This window comes from Thalassotalea sp. G20_0 (assembly GCF_017744175.1).
Lineage (GTDB): Bacteria > Pseudomonadota > Gammaproteobacteria > Pseudomonadales > Endozoicomonadaceae > Endozoicomonas.
Genome location: NZ_JAGHQV010000045.1, coordinates 21,947 through 43,358, shown reverse-complemented (window position 1 = coordinate 43,358; position 21,412 = coordinate 21,947). Strand labels below are relative to the sequence as shown.

The following is a 21,412-nucleotide window of genomic DNA, read 5'->3' as shown; positions in this document are numbered from 1 at the left end:
GCGAAAACAAAAGGACGACAAAGCCTGGAATGAAAAGACACCGGCCAATCGGGTAGTCAGCGATGAGGAGTGGAAAGTACTTTGGCTGACCTTTTATGAAGGAAAGCCTTTACCTAAAAAAGTACCACCGTTGACGTGGTTGCTGCATACCATAGCCAAGGTGGGTGGCTGGTGCAATTCAAAGCGTACAGGGATACCGGGATGGCTGGCTATTTGGGATGGCTGGGCAAAACTGCAGGATCGTCTCCACACCTACCGAATGACAAGAGGTGTGGAGATGTGACTAAGAGATAGGGCTCTGTGTGGGAATGCATACCGGGGTCTGCAGGATGTGAAACAACCTGTTTAAGCCCGGAATCATGAGAGTTTACCGGGAGCTTTCTGTTGATTTGGATAAATTGCCACGATTTTACCGGATTTCTGCCTTGGGAATTGTCCCGAAATAATATGCACATTTCAGAGTTTCAAAACTACGTTCGTCCTGAGCCTGTCGAAGGGCGTGAACTCCGGCCTCATGTATTGTGCCAATCACCCTTCGATACTTCGACAAGCTCAGCACTCAGGATGAACGGAGATCGAGTTCAAAATATCGAAATTATTTCGGGACAATTCCTTGCTCAGTTGTGCAGCCAGAGAATCCGGGTCCACCGAAGAGCAAAACTCCCGGGCAATGGTTGTCAGCTCAGCGGATGTCAGCACCAGAGCATCACTGATATTCAGCGCCTGCTGTAAACTGGAGCGGTCAAAATGAGATAGTCTAACATATGTAGGACATGTGACGTTTGTCATGCCAATCAGTTCCTTCGCAGAGGATATTTTACGGGCACCCTGCCTTAATTGGTCATGCGCAATTCGATCATAGCCATATTTACTTTCCCTCCCTTCCCAGCAGAAGGTCAGGCTCCCACCGTTGATGTGGGTCTTGTGAAATAGATATTGAAAAAATGCTTGCTTGATAGATTCCTCACAATGCTTTTCCAAATTTTCCAGCTTCCGTTTCTCTTCTCTTGAGATTTGCAAGTGAACAAGTTCCCAGTCCCTATAGCCTCTGTGCATTATTACTTTTACTTTCAAAGGTAATTCAAGATATGACTGAATAGGCATAGAACCTATGAATATTTTCCTAAACTGTAATCCGTCTAGGGTCGCTAGTCGATCAGGTTTATCTACCATGTAAAAGATTTTACTTTTCTGAGCGCCATCAAGCTCAAATGTCGCCTCTTTCTTTCTCAGCACGGCAAACTCCGGGCTATCCCGAGATATCCGTGGCAAAATGGCGTTGACCATATCAGGAAGGTTAGTTAGCTTCCACTTTGGTTGACCTATCATAATCACTGGGCGCTGATGGTTTTTTCCAGCCCGCATCATGGGAAAGGCGGCCTTGTGTGCCAACATACGTCCAATATCCGGAATTCCTGTCGGATCATTGGTCCAGGAATCATTCAGGGATCGGCCTGCAATCCCGGACTGAAGGGAAGGCGAATTTCCACCGTGATCGTGGGTAATGAAAATGGGTTCTGCCAAGGCCTCAAGTATTTCCTGGTAATTCCGCTTGCCCGTTTTTTCATATCCAAAAAGATGTGTGTACCATTTTTTCCGGGCATCGATGGCAAGAGGCTTCAGTTCATCAAAGCCTTCCAGGTAATTTATTAATTCGCGATGTCTGCTCAGAAACTGGATAGCGCCGCTACCCCCCCAAAATATTTTATTCTTGTAGCGGTAATTGAGTGTGTCCGGGTCCAGTAAACCGGATGCCAAAGCCTCCCGGACAATATTGATAGTCGAAGGCTCAGAGAAATCAGCGTTTAACCGTATTGCATCGCTTAAAATTTCAAGCCATTTATTAATGTCAAAATTACAATGCATAAACAGTTTTTTGATATCCATAAGTTGATTTATAATTTGACCATCTGCTATTTTCTTGCTTTCGTTGCGCAAGCTGGAGAGCAAGATAGCTTTGAGAGTTGTTTCTTTTTCCTCATATAAACACCTTTCGCCGTTCCTTAAGTCCGGAAGGAGTTCTTTGTCATTACCCAGTTGCGAAATCTTCCGATCCATCTTTTCCAGTAAAGCATCACCTTGGAGCAGCCCGGTTAAACCCTGACGGCACAGGGCACGGATTTGTCCAACGATATTCAGATCGATTGTTGGCAGCGGACTAACAAAGTCAACGGTCTTGCCAGGCTTCCCTGTAACGATGAGTTCACTGCCCCGGCGTTTTTGTTGTTCTGTAGCCTGATCGAAAAGGCCAGGCGTTGTTTGGGATTGAGAACTCTGTGGTGCTGCCTTTTGCGTCGGTTGCACATCGGGTTCCAATACATCCAACCGGGCAGGGGCACCACCGAGACCCAGCCTCGACTGCCAATTGCCACCGTCATCCAGGGAGTACTCGGGAAATGTATGGATGGCATTGCCCACCAATCGGGAGGCAATGCCGTAATAGCGGCAAAGTGCTACAAATATCGCGGAGCGATGCGCGCAAGCCCCTTGCCGATTGTGCAAAAGATACGAGAAAAAGTGAGTGCCCGGGTCCGGTTTTCCCTTACCGGTAAACTGTTGACAATAATGGGCAATTGCCTCAATGCGTTGCCGGGGAGACTCTGCCTTTTGAATAGCGAGCAGATCTTTACACAGCCCTTCCGGAACTTTATGCATGTGCTCAAACAGGTCCTTAATACCTGTTTTTATTTCTGCTGAACAGCTTGTTTCCGGACGACGCGTCCAGTCTTTCACACGGTGGTCACCAGTGAACGATGGATGACTGCTATCCGGCTGTTGTTGAACCAGGTAAGTAAAGGCTATGGTTTCGTTGCGTTTGGCAGCAGGTACCACCACGCTGTGCAAGCCGCAATAGTCGTCTCTGGTCAGACGAAATGGCAGACCGGGCTGAATAACCATACCGATAATGTCTTCATGGGGACTTAGACCCGGTAACCTGAACAGGCCATTGACCGCTTTCAGACTAATGTGTGCACGGCTTTGGTTAGCAGCAGGTATTCTATTTTCCCAACCGGTCGGATGGTTGGGTAATGTGACCTCAACCGGCTCTGGGGGCAAATCATCAATAACGATGCCACCGTCAGCAGCCACGATGACATCCAGGCAACGGAATCGATACTTTGCCGGATGGCATTTGCTGTCAATAAAGTATCTGCCAACAACCTCGTCTGGCTTGTTTTGGGATTCAAAATCGGTATCTAAGCACAACTTCTTTTGTGAGGCTTGCAAAAATTCGAACAATAAATTGTCTCTGCGTTTTCTCTTGCGTTGACCGGTAAAGAGTTCCACTATGCCTGAAAATATGGACTGTTTGCTGGACCCGGCTTCACTGCTGCTGGCTGATTGGTATAGGGCTTCGACAGCATTGTCCGAGTTTGAGGCTGCGCTGGAGGTTCCGGAACCGCCAACTGGCTGTGTGTCTTCGGTGACATTTCCGGTGTTTCCAGTGGCCAAAACTGCCTGTGGCCTGACCTGATCCGATAACGGCCTGACAGGATGAGTCAGCAGTTGTTCCAGCTCTTTCCACAAAGCGGGCCACAGATGAACCGGCTGCACACCGCAACGGTCAATCAACTGGTCCGCTTGCGGCAGATATTGCTGCGCTGTTCCCGTCATGGCTTGTTGCTGAGCGGCCGTCAGTGGAAATGCGGTGTCCGGGGCCATGCCGGTGTGCCCGAAGCGGTGGTTAAACCACTGTTGTTGCCAGTACCGGTAAAAGGCCTGGGTCAGGGCATTGCCGGTAATATCCGGTTCCGGCGACAGGCCGGACGCTTGCCAGTGCGCCCGGGCCAGCAGGGTGATGATCGCCTGTCGGGCCCGGGGTTCGTCCAGATCACTGTTGACCGTAATCTCATGGCGATCTTCCCGCAGCAGGGTGCATGCACCACGGCGAATCAGCCAGGGGCGTTCCAGGTCGGTGAGGGTGGTATTGAGCCAGGTGCACAGTTGAGGCTCAATGGTACCTTTATACCCTGTTGCCACCGGCTGGTCCGACAACGCCTCCAGTGTCGTTTTTGCCGCCAGCAGATAGAGCCGGTAGTGCTGGCTGAACAGTTCCTTGATCGCCCGGTCGCTGAAGTCGCCACCGTCGGCCACGGCCCGGGCCAGTCGCTGCAGATCCAGGCTGGCAGGTTGCAACGGCAACTGATGCTGCGCCAGGTGTGACCGCAGTTGACAGTGCCACCAGGTAAGGGACGCGGCAACCGCTGTCCTGGTCTGCGGCAGCACTTTACCGGCAATCGCCTGCAGTTCCGCCGGACTGTACTGGCGAATCGGCAGGTAACGGAACCGCCCTGCCAGTGCCGGTGACAGGGCTTTGCGACCACCGTAGTGCGGCGGATTAATGGTGGCGAACAGATGGAAGCCCGGATGGGCATCACCGGCCAGAATATCATTCAGCTCCCCTTCCAGGTGTTGGCTGTCGATCCGGTTGAGTTCGGCAATGACCACGATCTCTCCGCGGATTTTTGCCTGCCTGATGGCCTTGCACAGGATGTCCCAGGTGCAATCGCAGGCGTTCAGGATGCGGACTTCCGGCAGGGTTTCCGCGCCCAGCTGCTCTCGGTAACTGTTGATCAACAGTTGCAGGGTGACATCCTTACCCCGGCCGGCCGGTCCCTCAATCAGGGTGGCCTGACGTCCACCGTGTTGCCGTTGGTGCTGGTTAGCCTGCTGGCAACGGCTCAGATCCTGCCCCAGGCAATGCACCAGGTTGCTGACGGCGGCCCCGGATGTATCAAATTCGGGTTTGAGCCTGGCCGCTGTCCTGGCAAATGTCTGGTTGATGTCCTTCAGGGTTTTATCCCTGACCAGTTCAGTCAGGGTGTTGTTCACCGGGTATTGACTGGCAAACCAGATCGCCAGGGCGGTTCGGGCATCCTGGCGTATTGCGCTGATGGCCGGGTCAAGCACATCCCGGAAACCCTGCAGGATCAACCCGTTCAGCTGGGCAAGGGTCACCGGCCCGGGGGTTTCCGGCTGGCTCTGGTCCAGATACCAGCCCACCCAGGCGCAAATATCCGTCAGGTCCCGTGGGGTAAACCCGTGGACTGGCAGCAGCTCCGGGTAATACTGCCAGAGGGCCATGACGCTGTCGGTGCCCTGCTGTGCCAGTGCCTCTGCCCGGCTTTCGGGCAGATGCCGCTGCAGCAGGGTCAGCAGGGCAGGAGCCACCACCCGGTCGCGCAGAAAAGCCCGGTTCAGGGGCGGGTAGTAAACTGCGGGCATCAGTGCTTTCAGGGTGGGGTCGAGCTGTCGTCCGGTGTAATGATCCGGGTTGCCGGTGAGAATCACCCGGTGGTTGGGGCTGACGGTGACCGGGTGACCACTGACATAGACACAGGGGGTTGGCTCCCATAATCCGTTCAGTGCTGCCAACAGTCCGGTCCTGGCCAGGTTGGCTTCGTCCAGCACCAGTGTGACATATTCCTGCTCAACTCCCGGGGTGTTGGCCCAGGCCATCAGCGCCTGCTCCTGCTGAACCATATAGCGGTCATTGCTGTCCGGTTGTTGCTGCCACTGCCAGCGTTGCATCAGGGTCTGCTCAGTGTCCGACGGCCCCAGGGAGACCACCCGGGCCGGGCCGCATGCCCTGGCCAAAGTGGCGGCGAAATAACTTTTGCCGGTGCCGGTCTCACCCTGCAGGAAAATCACCGGTGCCTCGGCCAGTCGAGCCCGTAATCGGGCCAGACGACGGCTTTCACGATCCTTCTGGTGGCTTCGGGCGTGACAGAGATCCCTGGCCAGTGCCCGTAGGGGTGCCTCTGTGGACCCCTGCCAAACCAGTGACTGCCTTAACTGTTCGCTGATACGCGCTGACGCCGCTTCGCTGGCACCTTCCCCTGCCGCCCGGGCCATGGTAAAGCAGGTGCTCGCCAGGGTGTGGATGGCATCAGAGCGCGTCTGCCCGGGCTTCAGAGGCAGAGACCAGCCGACCGTCAGGGCATCTTCCAGCCGTTTGATCTGGGCCGATGGCCGGACGGGCAAGTATCGGTAGGAGCTAAAGTCCCCGGGGTCGATCTGTAACTGCCGGGCCATCGCCGGTTGCTGTGCCTGGGGTGCCTGGGCCACCAGCATGGCGCAGAGCGAGTCCAGTTGTTGGGAGTTGGAGTCACTGAGTGGATCGTCAAAGGATAATGACCACGGCCCATCTTTTTTTACGGGAATGGGCAGCGCCGGCCCAAAGGCCCTGGCCAGCGGCCACCAGTGCTCTTTGACAAACGCCCGGTCCATTGGTCGGGCACTGGCAATGATGCCTTGCAAACGGTCCGGGTCTACCCAGTGGTTCCCGTCAGCATCGGGTAGCAACCGTCGGCAAACCACCTTGCTGAAATCCCGCACGGAGGTCGTCTGTCGGGTACGGTGGGTCAGCAGGCTGTCAATGCCCTTGCGCCAGTGCCGGGGTGCCAGCGCGGAGGCATTGTCCCGGTGTTGCGCCTGGCGGGCGGCCAGGATCAGGCTGTTCAGCAGGCCTTGTGTCAGAGTCGGCAATGGCTCACACAGTGAGCGGGGGACCGTCCTGAGCGCCTCGTAGAGCCTGGTGATGGCCTGTTCAGGCAGATCGGCGCGGTTCATGCCGTGCTGCCCGGCGCAGATGGCCCAGATATCCGGCTCGGGACACGGCGTAGCCCTGGCCAGTGCTGCGCTGAGCAGGGGTGACGGACTGTGGTCTGATGCCGACCAGAGCACAGTGATCCGGGCTCGCGGGTAGCTGTACAACTCACCGTTCACCAGCAAGGGCTGGGCGCAGAAGAGCGGCTCCAGGGCCTGCAGCAGCTCCGGGTTGCTGGCCAGTCCTCGCAGGACCACCGGAGTTCCGGCTTGCAGGGCCCTGTGCAGCGGAGTCTGACAACGACCAAACCGGGCCTGTTGCTCCGAGGTAACGTGGATATTGTCAAACAGCTGGCTCAGGGTGGTCTGTTCGTTGACCTGAATTACCAGCGGTGCTTCCTGCTGAGCGGCAAGCCAGGCAGTGGCCTGTGGGGCTTGCTGGTAAAGCACGAAGGCACAGGACCGGTTTTCGGTGAGCGCGGCCAGCAACGCCTGCCCTCTGGTGCACCCGGACTTGCCCGGTAATTCCGGCTGCCGCTGTGGGGCGGCAACCTGCAGTAAGGGTGTTATCCCCGTCGCTTCCCGGATGCCCTGCAAGGCACCGAGCAGCTGGAACCAGAGTGCGGTACTGAGGGGGGCGGTGACAATAACCGCGCCACCGGCCCGGATCTGCTGTTCCAGCAGGGTATTGGGGACGGCATACCCCTGCTGCGCAATGCGCACCGGATTCAGCCACTGGGCCATGCTGACCGGATTGATAAGGATATGGTTCTGCCCGGCAGTCCGGGCAGGGGTTGTGTCATTGTTGCTATCCAGCGAACGGAACAGCGTACCCAGTTCCTGTTCGGCGACGGGCATCCGGTAAAACTGGATGCCTTGGGCTAATTTACGAGTCTCGCCATTGCATGGGTACTCCCTGCGCCTCAGCAGCTGGCGGATGGACTGCTCAAAGGTCAAATCCTGCCAGTCGGCACCCTTCAGAATGACCTGTTGGCCGGGCCGCAGCTGCTCAAGCTGGCCGGGTATGTGCCGGATACGCCCCAGGTGATCGACACCGGGACCTCCAAACAGCAAGGGACGCCAGTGACTGTGCAGGTGGCAATCAATCGTCATGACATCGCCATCGCCGATAGCGGCGGGGGTGCCCTGGTATTCAGGCAGCAAAGCGGTGTCCCGGACATCCGGATTTTTTTTATCGGAGGATTGGGTCTCAAACTGCCAGCTGATACCCGGACGGTTGACACGGCGCCAGAAATCAGCCCCCGGAGCCTGATCGTTGCTGCCCAGCCTGGTCAGCTGCTCAGGGCTGGCCAGTACCAGTAGTGAAACCTGGTTACCCAGAGAGTGCTTCTCTTGCCTTGTCTTGTCGTAAAGACAGGGGTTCTCAGGATCCAGCAGATCATTGAACGCTGGCAGCTCCTCGCTGGTGAGAGAACGGATGTCCAGTACCAGTGTCAGCGGAGTATCGCAGGCAAAGAGTCGGCCAGACTCAAGGACGGGCTGGCTGTCAGCCGTAATGTGCAGACGCTGCACCAGGTTGTCTTCAAACAAGTCATCGGGATGAGTGATAAGCATGACATCCCCCCCGCTGTCACGGGTCCGGGCTTGCAAAAGACTGCGCAACTCATCATCAGAGGCCACAAAACGAAAACCAAATGATCGGCCAGGTTCGGGTTGAGGGGTGGGATACTGCCGAACTGCTCTGGTTTTTGCTGTTGTCTGGTGTTTTGCACCAAGGGGCGTTGTAGGAAATAATTGCCCTGGTTCAGAAGCCATCTGAATCTGAGGAGATACAACCTTTATTAATTCTGGTGTTTCGGGCTTGTTGTTTTTATCAGGACATAAATTGTCATTTGTTAAAACAGCCGGTTGAGAAGAGTTATTAATGTTCATAAAAATCATTCTAAAGCATGGTTTGTGTCGTGTTTCTCCCAGGCCTGTTGGACAAATAGACAAATAAAAAGTTCAAAGACTTCATTAAATACAGAACCTACGCATATACGCATAGTTGGAGCCTGTATATTTTGGTAGCAGGTAATCCTTACCCTTCTGGCAAGTAGACACAACGTCACAAACGCTGGCTTCAGTCCCTAAATCAGCACTTCAATTAACATTTCTCGAAAGTCGTCGTTTTTGATCTTGTTTTCAGGTTTGGCTCTTCAACTCTGGTAAATGGGTAATAGGAAGTTTCTTTGTTGTTGTCAGGAACTTTGTACCGATCAGGTGTTCAAAGAGCGCAGGTTCATGCACGAGGTCACTTTGTTATGAATATCACTTCTCAAATTCAACAGCATATTCCGGCTTCACCAGTCCAGGAGACGCCACACGACGGGGTGGAAGCCATACCAGCAAAAGAACCGTCCTGCAGTGAGATGGCTAAAGTCTTCCCGAAGTTGACAGACACAGAGACGCTGGTCGAAAAAGCCAAGGCGGTTGCCAGACAATTAAAGGATCCTGACGGTGAATTAAACGACTGGGAGTTCCCCTGCAATTTAACCCCGTTGCATATTGCCTGTCTTGCTGGTGATATGGAGCTGTTAAAACTCGCTATTCTGGATCATTTTTGCCAGGAGCACATTGATCAACAAACATCTGCTGATGTTGATGCTACTGCAAATGAAGCTACTGCCAATGCAGCAACTGCGTCACCAAAGAGCAATAACGAAGTTGGTGATCAACAGCCAATTGCTACAAACCACGACACGGCTTTGCATTTTGCCCTGCTGACCGGCTGGAACGAAGGAGCATTAGCACTTATGGAAGAGCTTGATGTTCAGGATAAACTGAAAAATACCGTTAACGACAGAGGCGAAAGCCTGCTCAGTCTGGCGGCAAGTCACAGCAGTCTTGAAGTTGTTTGTGAGCTTTGTGATTCTTTCAAGTCGAGTGAAAATTATCGAGAGTATCTGTTTCACAAATCAGAACACCAGAGAACCTTGCTTCATTGTGCAGTAGACCAGGATGGTCCGGAAGTTTTCAACTATCTGCAAGATCAGCAATTGTCCGCAACCAGAAAAATGATCAGAGATTCGGCGAATGACCAGGATAACCAGCTCCGGATGCTCCCGAGAACAACGCGTGCTGATAAAGATAGAAATGGTAATACACCCGATAACCTTGCCGCAATCAAAGTTGGTCTGCTTTTTGTCCAGCAATATTCTGACAATCCCAAACTTTTAGAGCAAATACGTTTTAGTGGCGATAAGCACCCCTGGCAAACTTACTACTTTCAAGACATTACTGGTTTAATGCAGCCTACATCCTGGATTTCGCCGTTGAGATCATGCAATCTCGTATAAATTGATCAGCACTGCCTGTTCCGAAGTAATTTCTGACCAGGCAGAATAGACTGCTATGGATTTCCGGTTTATCACAAAACACAGCAACCGTCTTCACGTTCTACTCTTCAACCCTGATAAACAAGTGATGGAAAATTTTTGGTTTTAGTCAGGAACTTTGTAGTGATCCTGTATTCAAATTACGCAGGTATACGTTCGAGGTCACTTTGTTATGGATGTCAATACTTCTCAAATTAATCCATCTTCAGCAGCCCAGGAGGCGCAATTCGAAGGCGCAAAGGTCATACCAACAAACGGGGCTTCCTGCAGTGAGGTTGCCAAGGCCTTTATGGAGTTGACAGACATTAAAATGTTGGTCGAAAAAGCTCAGGTGGTTGCTGGACTATTAAAAAGTGCTGAAGGTGGATTAAATGACTGGGATCTTCCTTGTGATTTAACCCCATTGCACATTGCCTGTCTCGCAGGTGATACGGAACTCTTACAGCTCGCTCTTCAGAATGATGTCTGCCGGAGTCGCATTGATCAACATACGGCTTCTTGTTCTACTACGACTACGACTTCTACTCCCGATTCTATTACTATCACTACTGTTATATCTGTCACTCCTGCTATCGTTGCTGATGCTGCGCGACTGGAGGACCCTAACGAGATTAGAAATATCCTGCCAATTGCCATGAACCACGACACGGCTTTGCATTTTGCCCTGATGACCGGCTGGAATGAAGGGGCACTAACCCTTATGGAAGCACTCAGCAGCTCGGGTAAACTGGAAAATACCACGAACGACAAACGCAATAGCCTGTTTAGTCTGGCGGCAAGTCACAGTAGTCTTAAAGTAGTGAGTGAGCTTTGCAGTCATTTCAGCAGGAGTGAAAATTATCGAGCGCATTTATTTCACAAATCAGAAGATCAGAAAACTTTGCTTCATTGTGCTGTGGAGCAGGATGATCATGAAGTTTTCAGATATCTGCAACGAGAGCAAATGGAAACAACCGACAATATAAACAGGGATTTGGCAAGAAAACATGGCTACCGTCACTTGGATTTCCCGGGGAGCTTACCGATCTCAACACGTGACGATAAAGATAGAAATGGCAACACACCCAAAGAACTTATTGAGTTGAAAATTGGATTGGATAACATCCAGAAATTGAGAGACAATCCCAGGCTCTTAGAGCAAAAACGTTATAATGGCTGTGATAGTCTCTGGGAAAAATATTACTTGCAAGACATCGCCTTTCTAATTGATCCAGTATCCTGGATTCCGCCGTGGAAAAAGCCACCACTTAGCTACTTCTTCGGATGAAGTGATTGCCTGTTCCGAATCATTTTCTGAACAGGCAGAATCGATCGCCATGGATTTCCGGTTTATCACAGAACATGGCAACCATCAGAAAATTTCGGCTTTGCACTGGGACAAGGTGCAGCCAATTATTAGATATTTAGCTCAGGACAAAATATCAACAACTGCTTCTAATTCCGATATTGCCTGCGCTATTTCAGTACGATAATCAAACGTTTGTCGCTTGACCGCATGACGCTTTAGCTGCGAGCGGGCTCCATCAATGGTAAAGCGCTGATCGTATAAAAGACTGCGGATCTGTCGAACCAGCTGTACGTCTTCATGGCGGTAATAGCGCCGATTACCTCGACGAACCGGTGACAGTTGGGGAAATTCCTGCTCCCAATAGCGCAGCACATGAGACTTAACCAAACAGAGCTCACTGACTTCGCCAATGGTAAAGTAGCGTTTGCCAGGGATGGCTGGCAGATCACTCGTCCTGAGTTCCATGTCCTGCATAGGTTTCCACTCTCGCCTTGAGTTTCTGACCGGGTTTGAAGGTCACCACACGACGTGGGGTGATCGGGATTTCCTCTCCCGTTTTCGGGTTCCGGCCTGGTCTTTGACGTTTATCCCGCAAATCAAAGTTACCAAAGCCGGACAGTTTCACCGATTGATTTTTTTCGAGAGACTGGCGAATTTCCTCAAAAAACAGCTCGACCATCTCTTTGGCTTCGCGTTTGTTAAGACCAAGCTCTTCATTCAGTCGCTCGGCCATATCGGCTTTCGTCAGGGCTCCCATGAACCAATCCCCTTTTTTGTTTTTCCCATGGTAATAGCTGTATCGGGTTTCCTGAAAGAAAGATAACAGGCTATTACCATGATCTTATTATTCACTCTGAGGCCATTGACTGGCGTTTACTGACGCAGGCTGGCATCGAAGTCCTGTTTCAAGCGGGCAACAACACGGTCAACCAGCTCATTAACCTCGTCATCCTTTAGAGTGCGGGAAGGATGCTGTAAGGTCAAGCCCATGGCCAGGCTCTTGAACCCTGCTTCAATACCCTGACCGGCATAAACATCAAAAGTATTGACCCGGCGCAACAGTTCACCGGCCTCACTGGCAATTACCCGTTCAATGTCGCCAGCAGCAGTGGCGGCGTTAACCACCAGTGCCAGGTCACGGCGAACTTCAGGATACTTCGACAGGGCGGCAAAACGGGTAACCTTACCTTCAGTCACCGCTTTCAGGCTAAGCTCAACCAGGTAGACCGCAGCGGGCATATCCATCGTCTTTGCCAGCGATGGGTGAAGGGCCCCAATATGACCAATCACTTTGCCATCACGAACAATTTCGGCACACTGGCCAGGATGCATGGCAGCATGCTCGCCCTTGCGGAACACAAACTCATTACCGACCTGACCAAGGGCAAAGACCGCTTCGAAATCGCCTTTCAGGTCAAAGAAGTCAACGGCTTCAGCCTTACCCTGCCAGCTTTCCGGATGACGGCTGCCAGTAATCAGTGCTGCCAGCATTGGCTCCTGTTTAAGTTCATCGCCGTCTTTGCCCTTTTCCCTGATAAAGGTCAGACCTGTTTCAAACAGACGAACCCGGCTTTGCTGACGATTCAGGTTGTAGCCAGCGGTTTTAACCAATCCTGGCAGCAACGTTGTACGCATCACGGACAGATCGCTGGCAATCGGGTTGGACAGGGCAACAGGCTCACGCTGAGGGTCAAACAGCCGGTGCAGTTCCGGAGCGATAAAGCTGAAGCACACCGCCTCCTGATAACCACGGGCCGTCAGTACACGACGAATGTCTGATTCCTGAACCCGGGACTCGTCCACCTGTTTCATTTTTAGCAGCGCTGTCGGCGTGCTCTCAGGCAGATTGTTGTAGCCGTAAATTCGGCCAAGCTCTTCCACCAGATCTTCTTCGATGGCAATATCAAAGCGCCAGCTGGGGACAGACACCGTCCAGCATGCCTGGCCACCGGTCTCTTCAACAAGCGTCAAGCCCAGACCCAGGCGCGACAGCAAAGCTTCAATATGACGATTTTCAATGGCCATACCCAGCAGTGACGTCACTTTTTCAGAACGCAGTGTCACTTCACGCAGAGCAGGCAGGTGGGCTTCGCTGGCCACTTCCGTTACCGGACCCGGTTCACCGCCACAAATCTCAACGATCAGGGCCGTGGCACGTTCAACCGCCTTTTTCTGCAGCTGGAAATCCACACCACGTTCAAAGCGGTGGGAAGAGTCGGTGTGCAAGCCATAGGAACGGGCCTTACCGGCAATGGTAATCGGATCAAAGAATGCGCTTTCCAGAAAGACATGACGGGTCTGGTCACTGACGCCGGAACCTTCTCCCCCCATCACCCCGGCAATCGCCAGAGCCTTCTGCTCATCAGTAATGACCAGTGTGTTGTCGTTCAGTGTGACTTCCTGGCCATCCAGCAGAGTCAGCTTCTCGCCAGACTCCGCCATGCGCACATGAATGCTGTCAGAGAGCGTATCCAGGTCAAAGCCGTGCATAGGCTGACCCAGTTCCAGCATAACGTAGTTGGTGACATCCACCACCGGGTCAATGGAGCGGATACCGGAGCGACGCAGATGCTCGGTCAGCCACAATGGCGCAGAACGGGAAACGTCCACGTTACGAATAACCCGGCCAACATAGCGCGGGCAGCCCTGTGGAGCATCGATATGAACCGGGAAGGTATCATCAATGGCGGGTGCCACTTCCGCTATCTGCTCTTCCGTCACATCCGCCAGAAAGTTTGCACTGACTTCACGAGCCAGACCAGCGATGCTCAGACAGTCACCGCGATTAGGCGTCAGATCCACATCAATGATCTTGTCGTCCAGCGACAGGTATTCACGAATATTCTGGCCAACCGGGGCATCCGCAGGCAGCTCCATCAAACCATCGGAAGACTCTGCCATGCCGAGCTCTTCTTCGGCACAGAGCATGCCGAAGGATTCAACACCGCGCAATTTGGCTTTTTTAATTTTGAAGTTGCCGGGCAATACGGCACCCACAGTGGCAAAGGGAACCTTGATACCCACCCGGGCATTGGGGGCACCACACACCACCTGGAAAGACTCACTGCCGGTACTGACCTGAGTCACCCGCAGCTTATCGGCGTCCGGGTGCTGCTCACAGGCAACAATTTCACCAATAACGACACCGGTAAACTCACCGGCAACCGCTTCAACCTCGTCAACTTCCAGACCAGCCATGGTGATTTTGTCCACCAGCGCCTGGGTATCGACCTCAATATTGACCCACTGCCGCAACCACTTTTCACTGAATTTCATGCTATTTACTCAATCCTGCTAAAACCGTCCGTTCTTAAACGTTTGAAAATGACGCTGTCCCAACCGCTCTTAACGGAACTGATCCAGGAAGCGCAAGTCGTTCTCAAAGAACTGGCGCAGGTCATTGACGCCATAACGCAGCATGGCAAAACGCTCAACCCCCATACCAAAGGCAAAACCAGTGTACTTCTCAGGATCAATCCCGGAGTAGCGAAACACGTCCGGATGCACCATGCCGCAGCCCAGCACTTCCAGCCATTTGATCGAGCCATCGTCGTTACGGCCCCACTCAATATCCACCTCGGCAGAAGGCTCAGTGAACGGGAAGTAGGATGGACGGAAACGAACCTGCAGGTCATCCCGCTCAAAAAAGACTCTCAGGAAGTCAATCAGAACACTTTTCAGGTCCGCAAAGCTGACTTTCTCGGCAACGTACAGACCTTCCACCTGGTGGAACATCGGGCTGTGGGTCTGGTCAGAATCACAGCGATACACCTTACCCGGGCAGACAATGGCAATGGGCGGGTTTTCATTATTTTTGACGAAGCGCTCCATGGTGCGAACCTGAACCGGTGAGGTGTGGGTTCTCAGTACGGTAGTGTCGTCAAAATAGAACGTATCGTGCATGGCACGGGCCGGATGGTGACCGGGAATATTCAGGGCTTCGAAGTTGTGATAATCATCTTCGATTTCCGGCCCTTGCTCCACAGTAAAGCCGATGCGACCGAAATAGTCGGTAATCCGTTCCATGGTACGGGTAATCGGGTGAACAGTACCCGCCACCTGACCACGCCCGGCCAGGGATACATCAATGGCCTCGCTGGCCAGTCGGGCATCCAGGGCCTGTTGATCCAGCAACGCTTTCTTATGGTTGATCGCGTCCTGAACCTGCTGCTTACCCCTGTTAATCAGCCCACCCGCTTTTGGTCGCTCCTCAGGGGAGAGCTGGCCAAGGGCCTTGAGCAAAGAGGTCAGCTCGCCTTTCTTACCAAGGAACTGAACGCGGATCTCGTCCAGACCTGAGGCGTCAGCAACGGCTTCAACGGCACTGAGTGCGCTGGCCACCAGCGTATCAAGCGTGTTATCCAGATTCTCCATGGGGTTTCCAAAACAGATGAGCTACAGAAAATAAACGGTCAATTCTAACGGCTGAACCCTGCCTTGGATAGAGTTGTCACCGCCAATAATGAAGAGTATTTGTCTTTCCGCCGCAACGCGGCTGCGCAGATCATTTGTCAAACACCACCCGGATTCTTTAGAATCTTGCCAACTTAAAAGGACTGGCACCAAATTGACCATGCAGATCACGGTAAACAATCAGCCGATGGCAGTGGAGCCCCCTATCAGCGTTGAGGCCCTGTTACAGCAACTGAACCACCTTGAAAAAGGAATAGCCCTTGCGGTCAATAGTAAAATCATCAGCCGCTCCCGGTGGGAATCTTATCTGCTGAGTGACGGGGATCACATTACGCTGATAAAAGCAACGGCAGGTGGCTAAGGAATTACCATGAATAACTTCCTCTTTTTTGCCACGGAGGCACGGAGTCACAGAGGAAAAGATTTTTTCTTTTCTCCGTGACTCCTTGCCTCCGTGGCAAGGTTTTTCTTTAACTGGTTACGATATGGAAGTTATTTCAGGACAGTTCCTAAACCTCTATTGTTTTAGTGTAAATTTGAACAGACATAAACCGAAGCTCATTAAATAACGTAAGGCTGGCATGCTGGAAATTGCGGATAAAACCTTTTCTTCACGACTGTTTACCGGAACCGGAAAGTTCAGTAACAGCCAATTGATGACCGATGCCATCATTGCCTCCGGCAGTGAACTGGTCACCATGGCGCTTAAGCGGGTTGACCTGAATGAGCAACAGGATAATATCCTCGGGCCTCTTCTGGACCGGCAGCTTGAGCACAACCTGAACCTGCTGCCAAACACCTCAGGGGCCCGCACTGCGGATGAAGCCGTTTACGCAGCCCAGCTGGCCAGAGAAGCCCTCGGCACCCATTTCGTCAAAGTCGAAATTCATCCAGACCCCAAATACCTTCTGCCAGACCCTATTGAAACCCTGAAAGCCTGCGAAACATTAAGTGCCATGGGTTTTGCCGTCATGCCTTATATCCATGCAGATCCGGTTCTCTGTAAACGCCTTGAGGAAGTGGGTGTTGCTGCCGTTATGCCCCTGGGTTCTCCCATTGGCAGTAACCTGGGGCTGAAGACCAAAGAGTTTATCCAGATTATTATTGAACAAAGCTCGGTGCCGGTGGTGATTGATGCGGGCATAGGAAGCCCTTCCGACGCGGCCCTGGCCATGGAGATGGGGGCTGATGCCGTGCTGGTCAATTCCGCCATCGCCGTGGCCCGTGATCCGGTACAAATGGCCATCGCCTTTAAAGACGCCGTTATCGCCGGGCGCAGGGCTTACCGGGCCGGTCTTGGTGGGCGTTCTTTGCAGGCTCAGGCCAGCAGCCCGTTAACGGCTTTTCTGGATGACCTTTAGGAGAGGACCTGATGACCTTTCTTGACCACTTTAATCAGATTCAGTGGGATGAACTGAAAATGACCATCCACAGCCAGACCGCTGCGGATGTAGAGAATGCCCTGCACAGCACCAGACTGAATCATCAGCAGTTTCTGGCGCTGATATCCCCGGCAGCAGAGCCCTACCTGGAAGCCATGGCGCAAAAAAGCAGGCAGCTGACCCGACAACGGTTCGGCAATACTTTGCAGCTCTTTATTCCGCTCTATCTTTCCAACAAGTGCACCAATATCTGCACTTACTGCGGTTTCAGTCTCGGTAACAAAATTCGCCGGAAAACCCTGAAGATGGACGAGCTGGACCAGGAGGTGGCAGCCATCAAAAAGATGGGATTCGATCACATCCTGCTGGTGACTGGCGAAGCCCCGGGAACGGTGGGTGTCAGCTACATCAAATCGGTGATTGAGCGGCTGCGGCCACACTTCTCCCATATCAGTATTGAGATCCAGCCTCTGGACCAGGAAGATTATCAATCCCTGATGGCCGCTGGCCTTGATGCAGTGCTGGTTTACCAGGAAACCTATCACCGGTCTGCCTATGAGCAATACCATCTCCGGGGCAGCAAAATGAATTTCAACTACCGCCTGGAAACCGCTGACCGACTGGGACGGGCAGGCATTGATAAAATCGGTGTTGGTGCCTTGATTGGCCTGGAAGACTGGCGAACCGACTCGGCCATGGTGGCGGCTCACCTGGATTACCTGGAAAAGACCTACTGGCGCACCCGCTACTCCATTTCCTTCCCCCGGCTGCGCCCCTGTGAAGGTGATTTTCAGCCGGTATCGGTGATCTCTGACCGACAACTGGTTCAGCTGATCTGCGCTTACCGCCTGTTCAAACCCGAAGCCGAGCTCTCCTTATCCACCCGTGAATCGGCAACGTTCCGGGATAATGTCCTGCCCCTTGGTATCACCACCATGAGCGCCTATTCCAGCACCCACCCCGGAGGCTATGCCGATGACAATATCCTGGGCAATGAAGATCTGGAACAGTTCACCATTGACGACAATCGACGTCCAGAAGCAGTGGCGGATGCCATTCGGGCCAAAGGGCTCGAACCGGTCTGGAAAGACTGGTCCCACTGTTTCAGCCATTAACAGTTTCACTTGGTCAGTTATCCGGCTATGAGCAACTCAACAAACAATTCATCAGGCAACTCTTCTGCCAACTCTTCTGGCAACTCTGCCAAGAACGATGACATCTCTGCTTTCCTGAAAGAGATGAAAGGCGTAAACCCATTAAAGAAAAAAGCAACCGCTGATATCCAGAAAGTTCAGCGGGTCACACCGGGCCAGGAGATTCGCAAGGCCGCTGCGGAAGACACCTTTACCGACCCGAATTTTCTTTCACTGCTCAACCCGAAGATGGTCAAACCCCATGACTTTCTGGTCTGGAAGCGGGATGGCGTACAGGAAGGCGTGTTCAAAAAACTCCGCCTGGGCAAATATGATATTGAGGCACGCCTCGACCTCCATCACAAAACCGCCCGGGAAGCACGGGAGCAGGTTTTCCAGTTTATCAATGATTGCCGGGAACACGAGCTGCGTACTGTCTTGATAGCCCATGGGCGCGGTGAGAAAAGCACCCCGCCTGCCCTGCTGAAAAGTTACCTGTACAACTGGCTACCCCAGATGGAAGCAGTGCTGGCCTTTCACAGCGCACTGAAAGTCCATGGCGGCTCCGGAGCGCTTTATGTGATGATCAGAAAAAGTGAGCGGGAAAAACTGGAAAACCGCGAGCGCCATGCAAAACGGACAAAATAAACCACCTGAAGCTAGGAGGCTGTCCGAGAATAGACTGCCCTACTGCGGTGGCAGCAAATTGGTCTAAAAAGTCGGAAATTTTTAGTAAATAGAACCACTATTCACTAAAAATTTCCGACTTTTTATCCTCAATTTTCTGCCATCCTCGCTACGGGGTCGCCTAGACGGGCGCTATTCTCGGACAGCCTCCTAGCAAATGTTAGAACTATAACACCAAATCCGAGTCTAATCTGAACTCAGAATAGCTCGGAAAGGTGACAGAGATGGATGCTAATCAGTCGGCTTCAACAACTCAAGGTTCTTCAATTGGCTCACAAATTGAGACTCCCACCACTCAATCAGGACCTCGTTCACGGTATAAGCATCGAACGCTTAATCGACCAAAAAAAGCTTCCGGGAGTACTTCTGCCCGCTGCCTCTCAGAAAGACAGAAAGTTGCAAAAGCTCTATATGACAGGGGGGCTTCCTCTATGCAACATATTCCAGACCGGGTTCTTAAAGATCAGTGGCAATCAGAAGTTGCTCACCTTCCCAGAGAACATCAACGACAGCATATTGCTGAGATGCAAGGATTAAAACAAATACAAAAACTGGTTCAAGAGGGACGAAAAGATGAACTGGATAAAATTATTGGGACCACAGTATCCTATACAGACATTACAGATGGTATTCAAACAGTTATAAAAAAAAGTGAACAGCATCCAGGAAAACCCGGTATAAACCAGCAACTTCAACAGATAAAAGAACAAACGCCTGTTAATCAATTAAAAGTTCTTAAATCAATAGCACTTGATTTATCAGGTACATTACAAAGAAAAAGCAAGGAGTTCCTGACAAAAACAGACAAGGAAAACTTTCATAACTGGTTTCAGGCAACCATGCGCTGCATGCTGAAAACAGATGCTATTGAGCAGCCTTCTGACAGTAAACAGGATATAATCGCCGAAGCAGCACTTCACTTGTTTCAGATCATGATCGACAGACAATTAACCGATCCTGATCTCGTGCCTTATGTTCTTCTGGCAAAAACATTGGATAAACTTTACAAGCTGTCCATTAATCAATCTGTTCCGGGAGAAACAAGAGCCAGACTAACGACGGTAATAGCATCACTATGTGATAGCTTTGAAAACTCTGAAATTGCCCGAACCCCGGCATTTATTGGCTTGAGAGAACAATCGCTGACCATTCACCTGAAATCACTAAATCCTGCAGGAGTTACTATTCCTTCCAGCAAAAGTATGGAGCTTCTTACTGATCTTATTGAAATAGCTCCAACCACAGAAAACATATTTTTATTTATAAAAATCCTTGTAAACTTTTATGGTCTGGTTGATTTTGGAGATGAAGAGCAAATAAGACAACAGATAAAAAAAATCACTGCACCAGATGTTTCCGATGCCCTGATTGCTTACCTTGACGGCAACATAGCAGAAGTTGTCGCTTTAGATAGTCAAAACCCCATGGTTATTTGGCTGAAGGCTATGATTGCCCTTAATCATCAGTTTGACTCAGAGGTGTCTGAACGTTTATTAGTTGAAGCTGCGAGCAGAGATGACAGGATGCATTTTGAGCTGGCCCGCTTTTACCTTGAGCACTGCCAATCACCTGATCTTGAAAAACTTGCAACCATCAAATCTTTATTAGAGAAATCAGAATCCAAACTCCATGAAGCAGAACGGACTTTATGGTTGCAATGCCATGCAAAGGTTAATCAACTTATATTCCTGGAGGAAGAAAGCCAAATAACACCCTCAAGTAATAACGCATTGCAGGACGACCCTCCTGAGAAAAACGACAGAATTGAGTTAATCGAAGCCAAACCTTCAGCAACACCGGCCGTAGAGACGAGACAAGCGCCATTAACCGATCTATCTTCAGTGATGTCACTGGCTAAAGCTCTCATTAAAAAATATCAATATCACCACGGTACCACTTCTGATCATAGCGATGCGATTAAAGAATTTTCAGTTATTGGCTGGAAGGGAAAAAAACTCAACCCTTTTGAGGCAATGAAGCCTGAAAACCGGAATCCTGTCATCAACAAGCTGCTTCGCCATATTCATACCTGTAGAATTTTCAACAATCTTGAAGAGGAAGTCAGATGTTATGACATTCTGAAAAACCAGAAATTCATGTTCATGTTACAGTTCGAACGCCTGCTCGAAGAAGCAACATGGACGCTTCTTCATTGCACTGAAGATCCTCATAGCGGTGGTTTAAGATCAAGTCAACAAGAGCGGCTGGATGCTCTGAATTTAGCAAAGCAGATGATGATCCTATGCCTGCAACACACGGTTAAACAAACTGAGATAGTAGACGGTGAACAGCGGGTTAACGACCGTATTGCATCGCTAACTGACTGGCTTGATAACATCAATAACTTCGGCGGCGATAAAGAATTGCAACAGTATATGAGACACAATATCCGCTGTCGCGCAGGAAGTGGTCTTGGTCATATCTTCCGATTTATTCAGGAGGAAACAGGAAGAAGCGAAATGGCAAAAATGGCCTCCCTGTGCTTCGGGGCCAAGACGACATTTGACCCCTGTTATAAACCTGAATGCAAAGCCCCTACGGAAAATAGAGAGCAATACTACCGTCGGGTGACTCTTTACCGATAACCTGAATGTTAAACCACACTCAGCGCTGGAAGCGCTG

General features: G+C 51.5%; 13 protein-coding genes. 8 read left to right on the top strand and 5 right to left on the bottom strand.

Annotation, left to right across the window (positions count from 1 at the left end; all coding sequences use genetic code 11):
- On the top strand, window positions 1–283 hold a 283-nt coding region (locus J7438_RS20450; protein ID WP_286196782.1), incomplete at its 5' end, for an IS4 family transposase.
- A gap of 269 nt (window positions 284–552) precedes the next feature.
- Here J7438_RS20450 and J7438_RS20445 read toward each other — a convergent pair.
- Window positions 553–8,442 (bottom strand): AAA family ATPase, encoded by a 7,890-nt coding sequence (locus tag J7438_RS20445; RefSeq protein ID WP_209278005.1) that lies wholly within the window; start codon window positions 8,440–8,442, stop codon window positions 553–555.
- Between the two features lie 608 nt (window positions 8,443–9,050).
- Here J7438_RS20445 and J7438_RS20440 point away from each other — a divergent pair.
- Together J7438_RS20440 and J7438_RS20435 are read left to right on the top strand one after the other, a co-directional pair.
- The gene (locus tag J7438_RS20440) at window positions 9,051–9,848 is read left to right on the top strand and encodes an ankyrin repeat domain-containing protein (RefSeq protein ID WP_209278004.1); all 798 of its coding nucleotides are present in this window, start codon (window positions 9,051–9,053) and stop codon (window positions 9,846–9,848) included.
- A 211-nt stretch (window positions 9,849–10,059) separates the two neighbouring features.
- Window positions 10,060–11,154, top strand: a complete 1,095-nt coding sequence (locus tag J7438_RS20435) for an ankyrin repeat domain-containing protein (protein ID WP_209278003.1) — start codon at window positions 10,060–10,062, stop codon at window positions 11,152–11,154.
- Between the two features lie 141 nt (window positions 11,155–11,295).
- On the opposite strand, the gene J7438_RS20430 is transcribed toward J7438_RS20435, so the two are convergent.
- The 4 genes from J7438_RS20430 to pheS form a co-directional block, all read right to left on the bottom strand.
- Window positions 11,296–11,640: a MerR family transcriptional regulator gene (locus J7438_RS20430; RefSeq protein ID WP_209278002.1), complete on the bottom strand. Its 345-nt coding sequence runs from the start codon at window positions 11,638–11,640 to the stop codon at window positions 11,296–11,298.
- Entirely contained in the window at window positions 11,621–11,932 is a 312-nt protein-coding gene (ihfA, locus tag J7438_RS20425) for an integration host factor subunit alpha (RefSeq protein ID WP_101747798.1), read from the bottom strand. The genes J7438_RS20430 and ihfA overlap by 20 nt, the downstream gene beginning before the upstream one ends.
- Window positions 11,933–12,048: 116 nt before the next feature.
- Window positions 12,049–14,451: a phenylalanine--tRNA ligase subunit beta gene (pheT, locus tag J7438_RS20420; RefSeq protein WP_209278001.1), complete on the bottom strand. Its 2,403-nt coding sequence runs from the start codon at window positions 14,449–14,451 to the stop codon at window positions 12,049–12,051.
- 69 nt (window positions 14,452–14,520) lie between these two features.
- Window positions 14,521–15,549, bottom strand: a complete 1,029-nt coding sequence (gene pheS, locus J7438_RS20415; protein ID WP_209278000.1) for a phenylalanine--tRNA ligase subunit alpha — start codon at window positions 15,547–15,549, stop codon at window positions 14,521–14,523.
- A gap of 199 nt (window positions 15,550–15,748) precedes the next feature.
- On the opposite strand from pheS, the gene thiS reads away from it, so the two are divergent.
- From thiS to J7438_RS20390, 5 genes are all read left to right on the top strand, one after another.
- The gene (thiS, locus tag J7438_RS20410; protein ID WP_209203010.1) at window positions 15,749–15,949 is read left to right on the top strand and encodes a sulfur carrier protein ThiS; all 201 of its coding nucleotides are present in this window, start codon (window positions 15,749–15,751) and stop codon (window positions 15,947–15,949) included.
- A gap of 220 nt (window positions 15,950–16,169) precedes the next feature.
- On the top strand, window positions 16,170–16,949 hold the full coding sequence (locus J7438_RS20405; protein ID WP_209277999.1) for a thiazole synthase: 780 nt from the start codon (window positions 16,170–16,172) through the stop codon (window positions 16,947–16,949).
- An 11-nt stretch (window positions 16,950–16,960) separates the two neighbouring features.
- Complete coding sequence (thiH, locus tag J7438_RS20400) at window positions 16,961–18,085, top strand: 2-iminoacetate synthase ThiH (RefSeq protein ID WP_209277998.1); 1,125 nt, start codon at window positions 16,961–16,963, stop codon at window positions 18,083–18,085.
- Window positions 18,086–18,112: 27 nt separating this feature from the next.
- Window positions 18,113–18,751 (top strand): DNA endonuclease SmrA, encoded by a 639-nt coding sequence (gene smrA, locus J7438_RS20395; RefSeq protein ID WP_209277997.1) that lies wholly within the window; start codon window positions 18,113–18,115, stop codon window positions 18,749–18,751.
- A gap of 263 nt (window positions 18,752–19,014) precedes the next feature.
- Window positions 19,015–21,375 (top strand): hypothetical protein, encoded by a 2,361-nt coding sequence (locus J7438_RS20390; RefSeq protein WP_209277996.1) that lies wholly within the window; start codon window positions 19,015–19,017, stop codon window positions 21,373–21,375.
- The last annotated feature ends 37 nt before the right edge of the window (window positions 21,376–21,412 follow it).

Bases quoted from the DNA above. Each gene is read 5' to 3' on its own strand.
- J7438_RS20445 (WP_209278005.1), bottom strand. From the start codon at position 8,442: ATGAACATTAATAACTCTTCTCAACCGGCTGTTTTAACAAATGACAAT.
- J7438_RS20435 (WP_209278003.1), top strand. From the start codon at position 10,060: ATGGATGTCAATACTTCTCAAATTAATCCATCTTCAGCAGCCCAGGAG.
- J7438_RS20430 (WP_209278002.1), bottom strand. From the start codon at position 11,640: ATGGAACTCAGGACGAGTGATCTGCCAGCCATCCCTGGCAAACGCTAC.
- ihfA (WP_101747798.1), bottom strand. From the start codon at position 11,932: ATGGGAGCCCTGACGAAAGCCGATATGGCCGAGCGACTGAATGAAGAG.
- pheT (WP_209278001.1), bottom strand. From the start codon at position 14,451: ATGAAATTCAGTGAAAAGTGGTTGCGGCAGTGGGTCAATATTGAGGTC.
- pheS (WP_209278000.1), bottom strand. From the start codon at position 15,549: ATGGAGAATCTGGATAACACGCTTGATACGCTGGTGGCCAGCGCACTC.
- thiS (WP_209203010.1), top strand. From the start codon at position 15,749: ATGCAGATCACGGTAAACAATCAGCCGATGGCAGTGGAGCCCCCTATC.
- J7438_RS20405 (WP_209277999.1), top strand. From the start codon at position 16,170: ATGCTGGAAATTGCGGATAAAACCTTTTCTTCACGACTGTTTACCGGA.
- thiH (WP_209277998.1), top strand. From the start codon at position 16,961: ATGACCTTTCTTGACCACTTTAATCAGATTCAGTGGGATGAACTGAAA.
- smrA (WP_209277997.1), top strand. From the start codon at position 18,113: ATGAGCAACTCAACAAACAATTCATCAGGCAACTCTTCTGCCAACTCT.
- J7438_RS20390 (WP_209277996.1), top strand. From the start codon at position 19,015: ATGGATGCTAATCAGTCGGCTTCAACAACTCAAGGTTCTTCAATTGGC.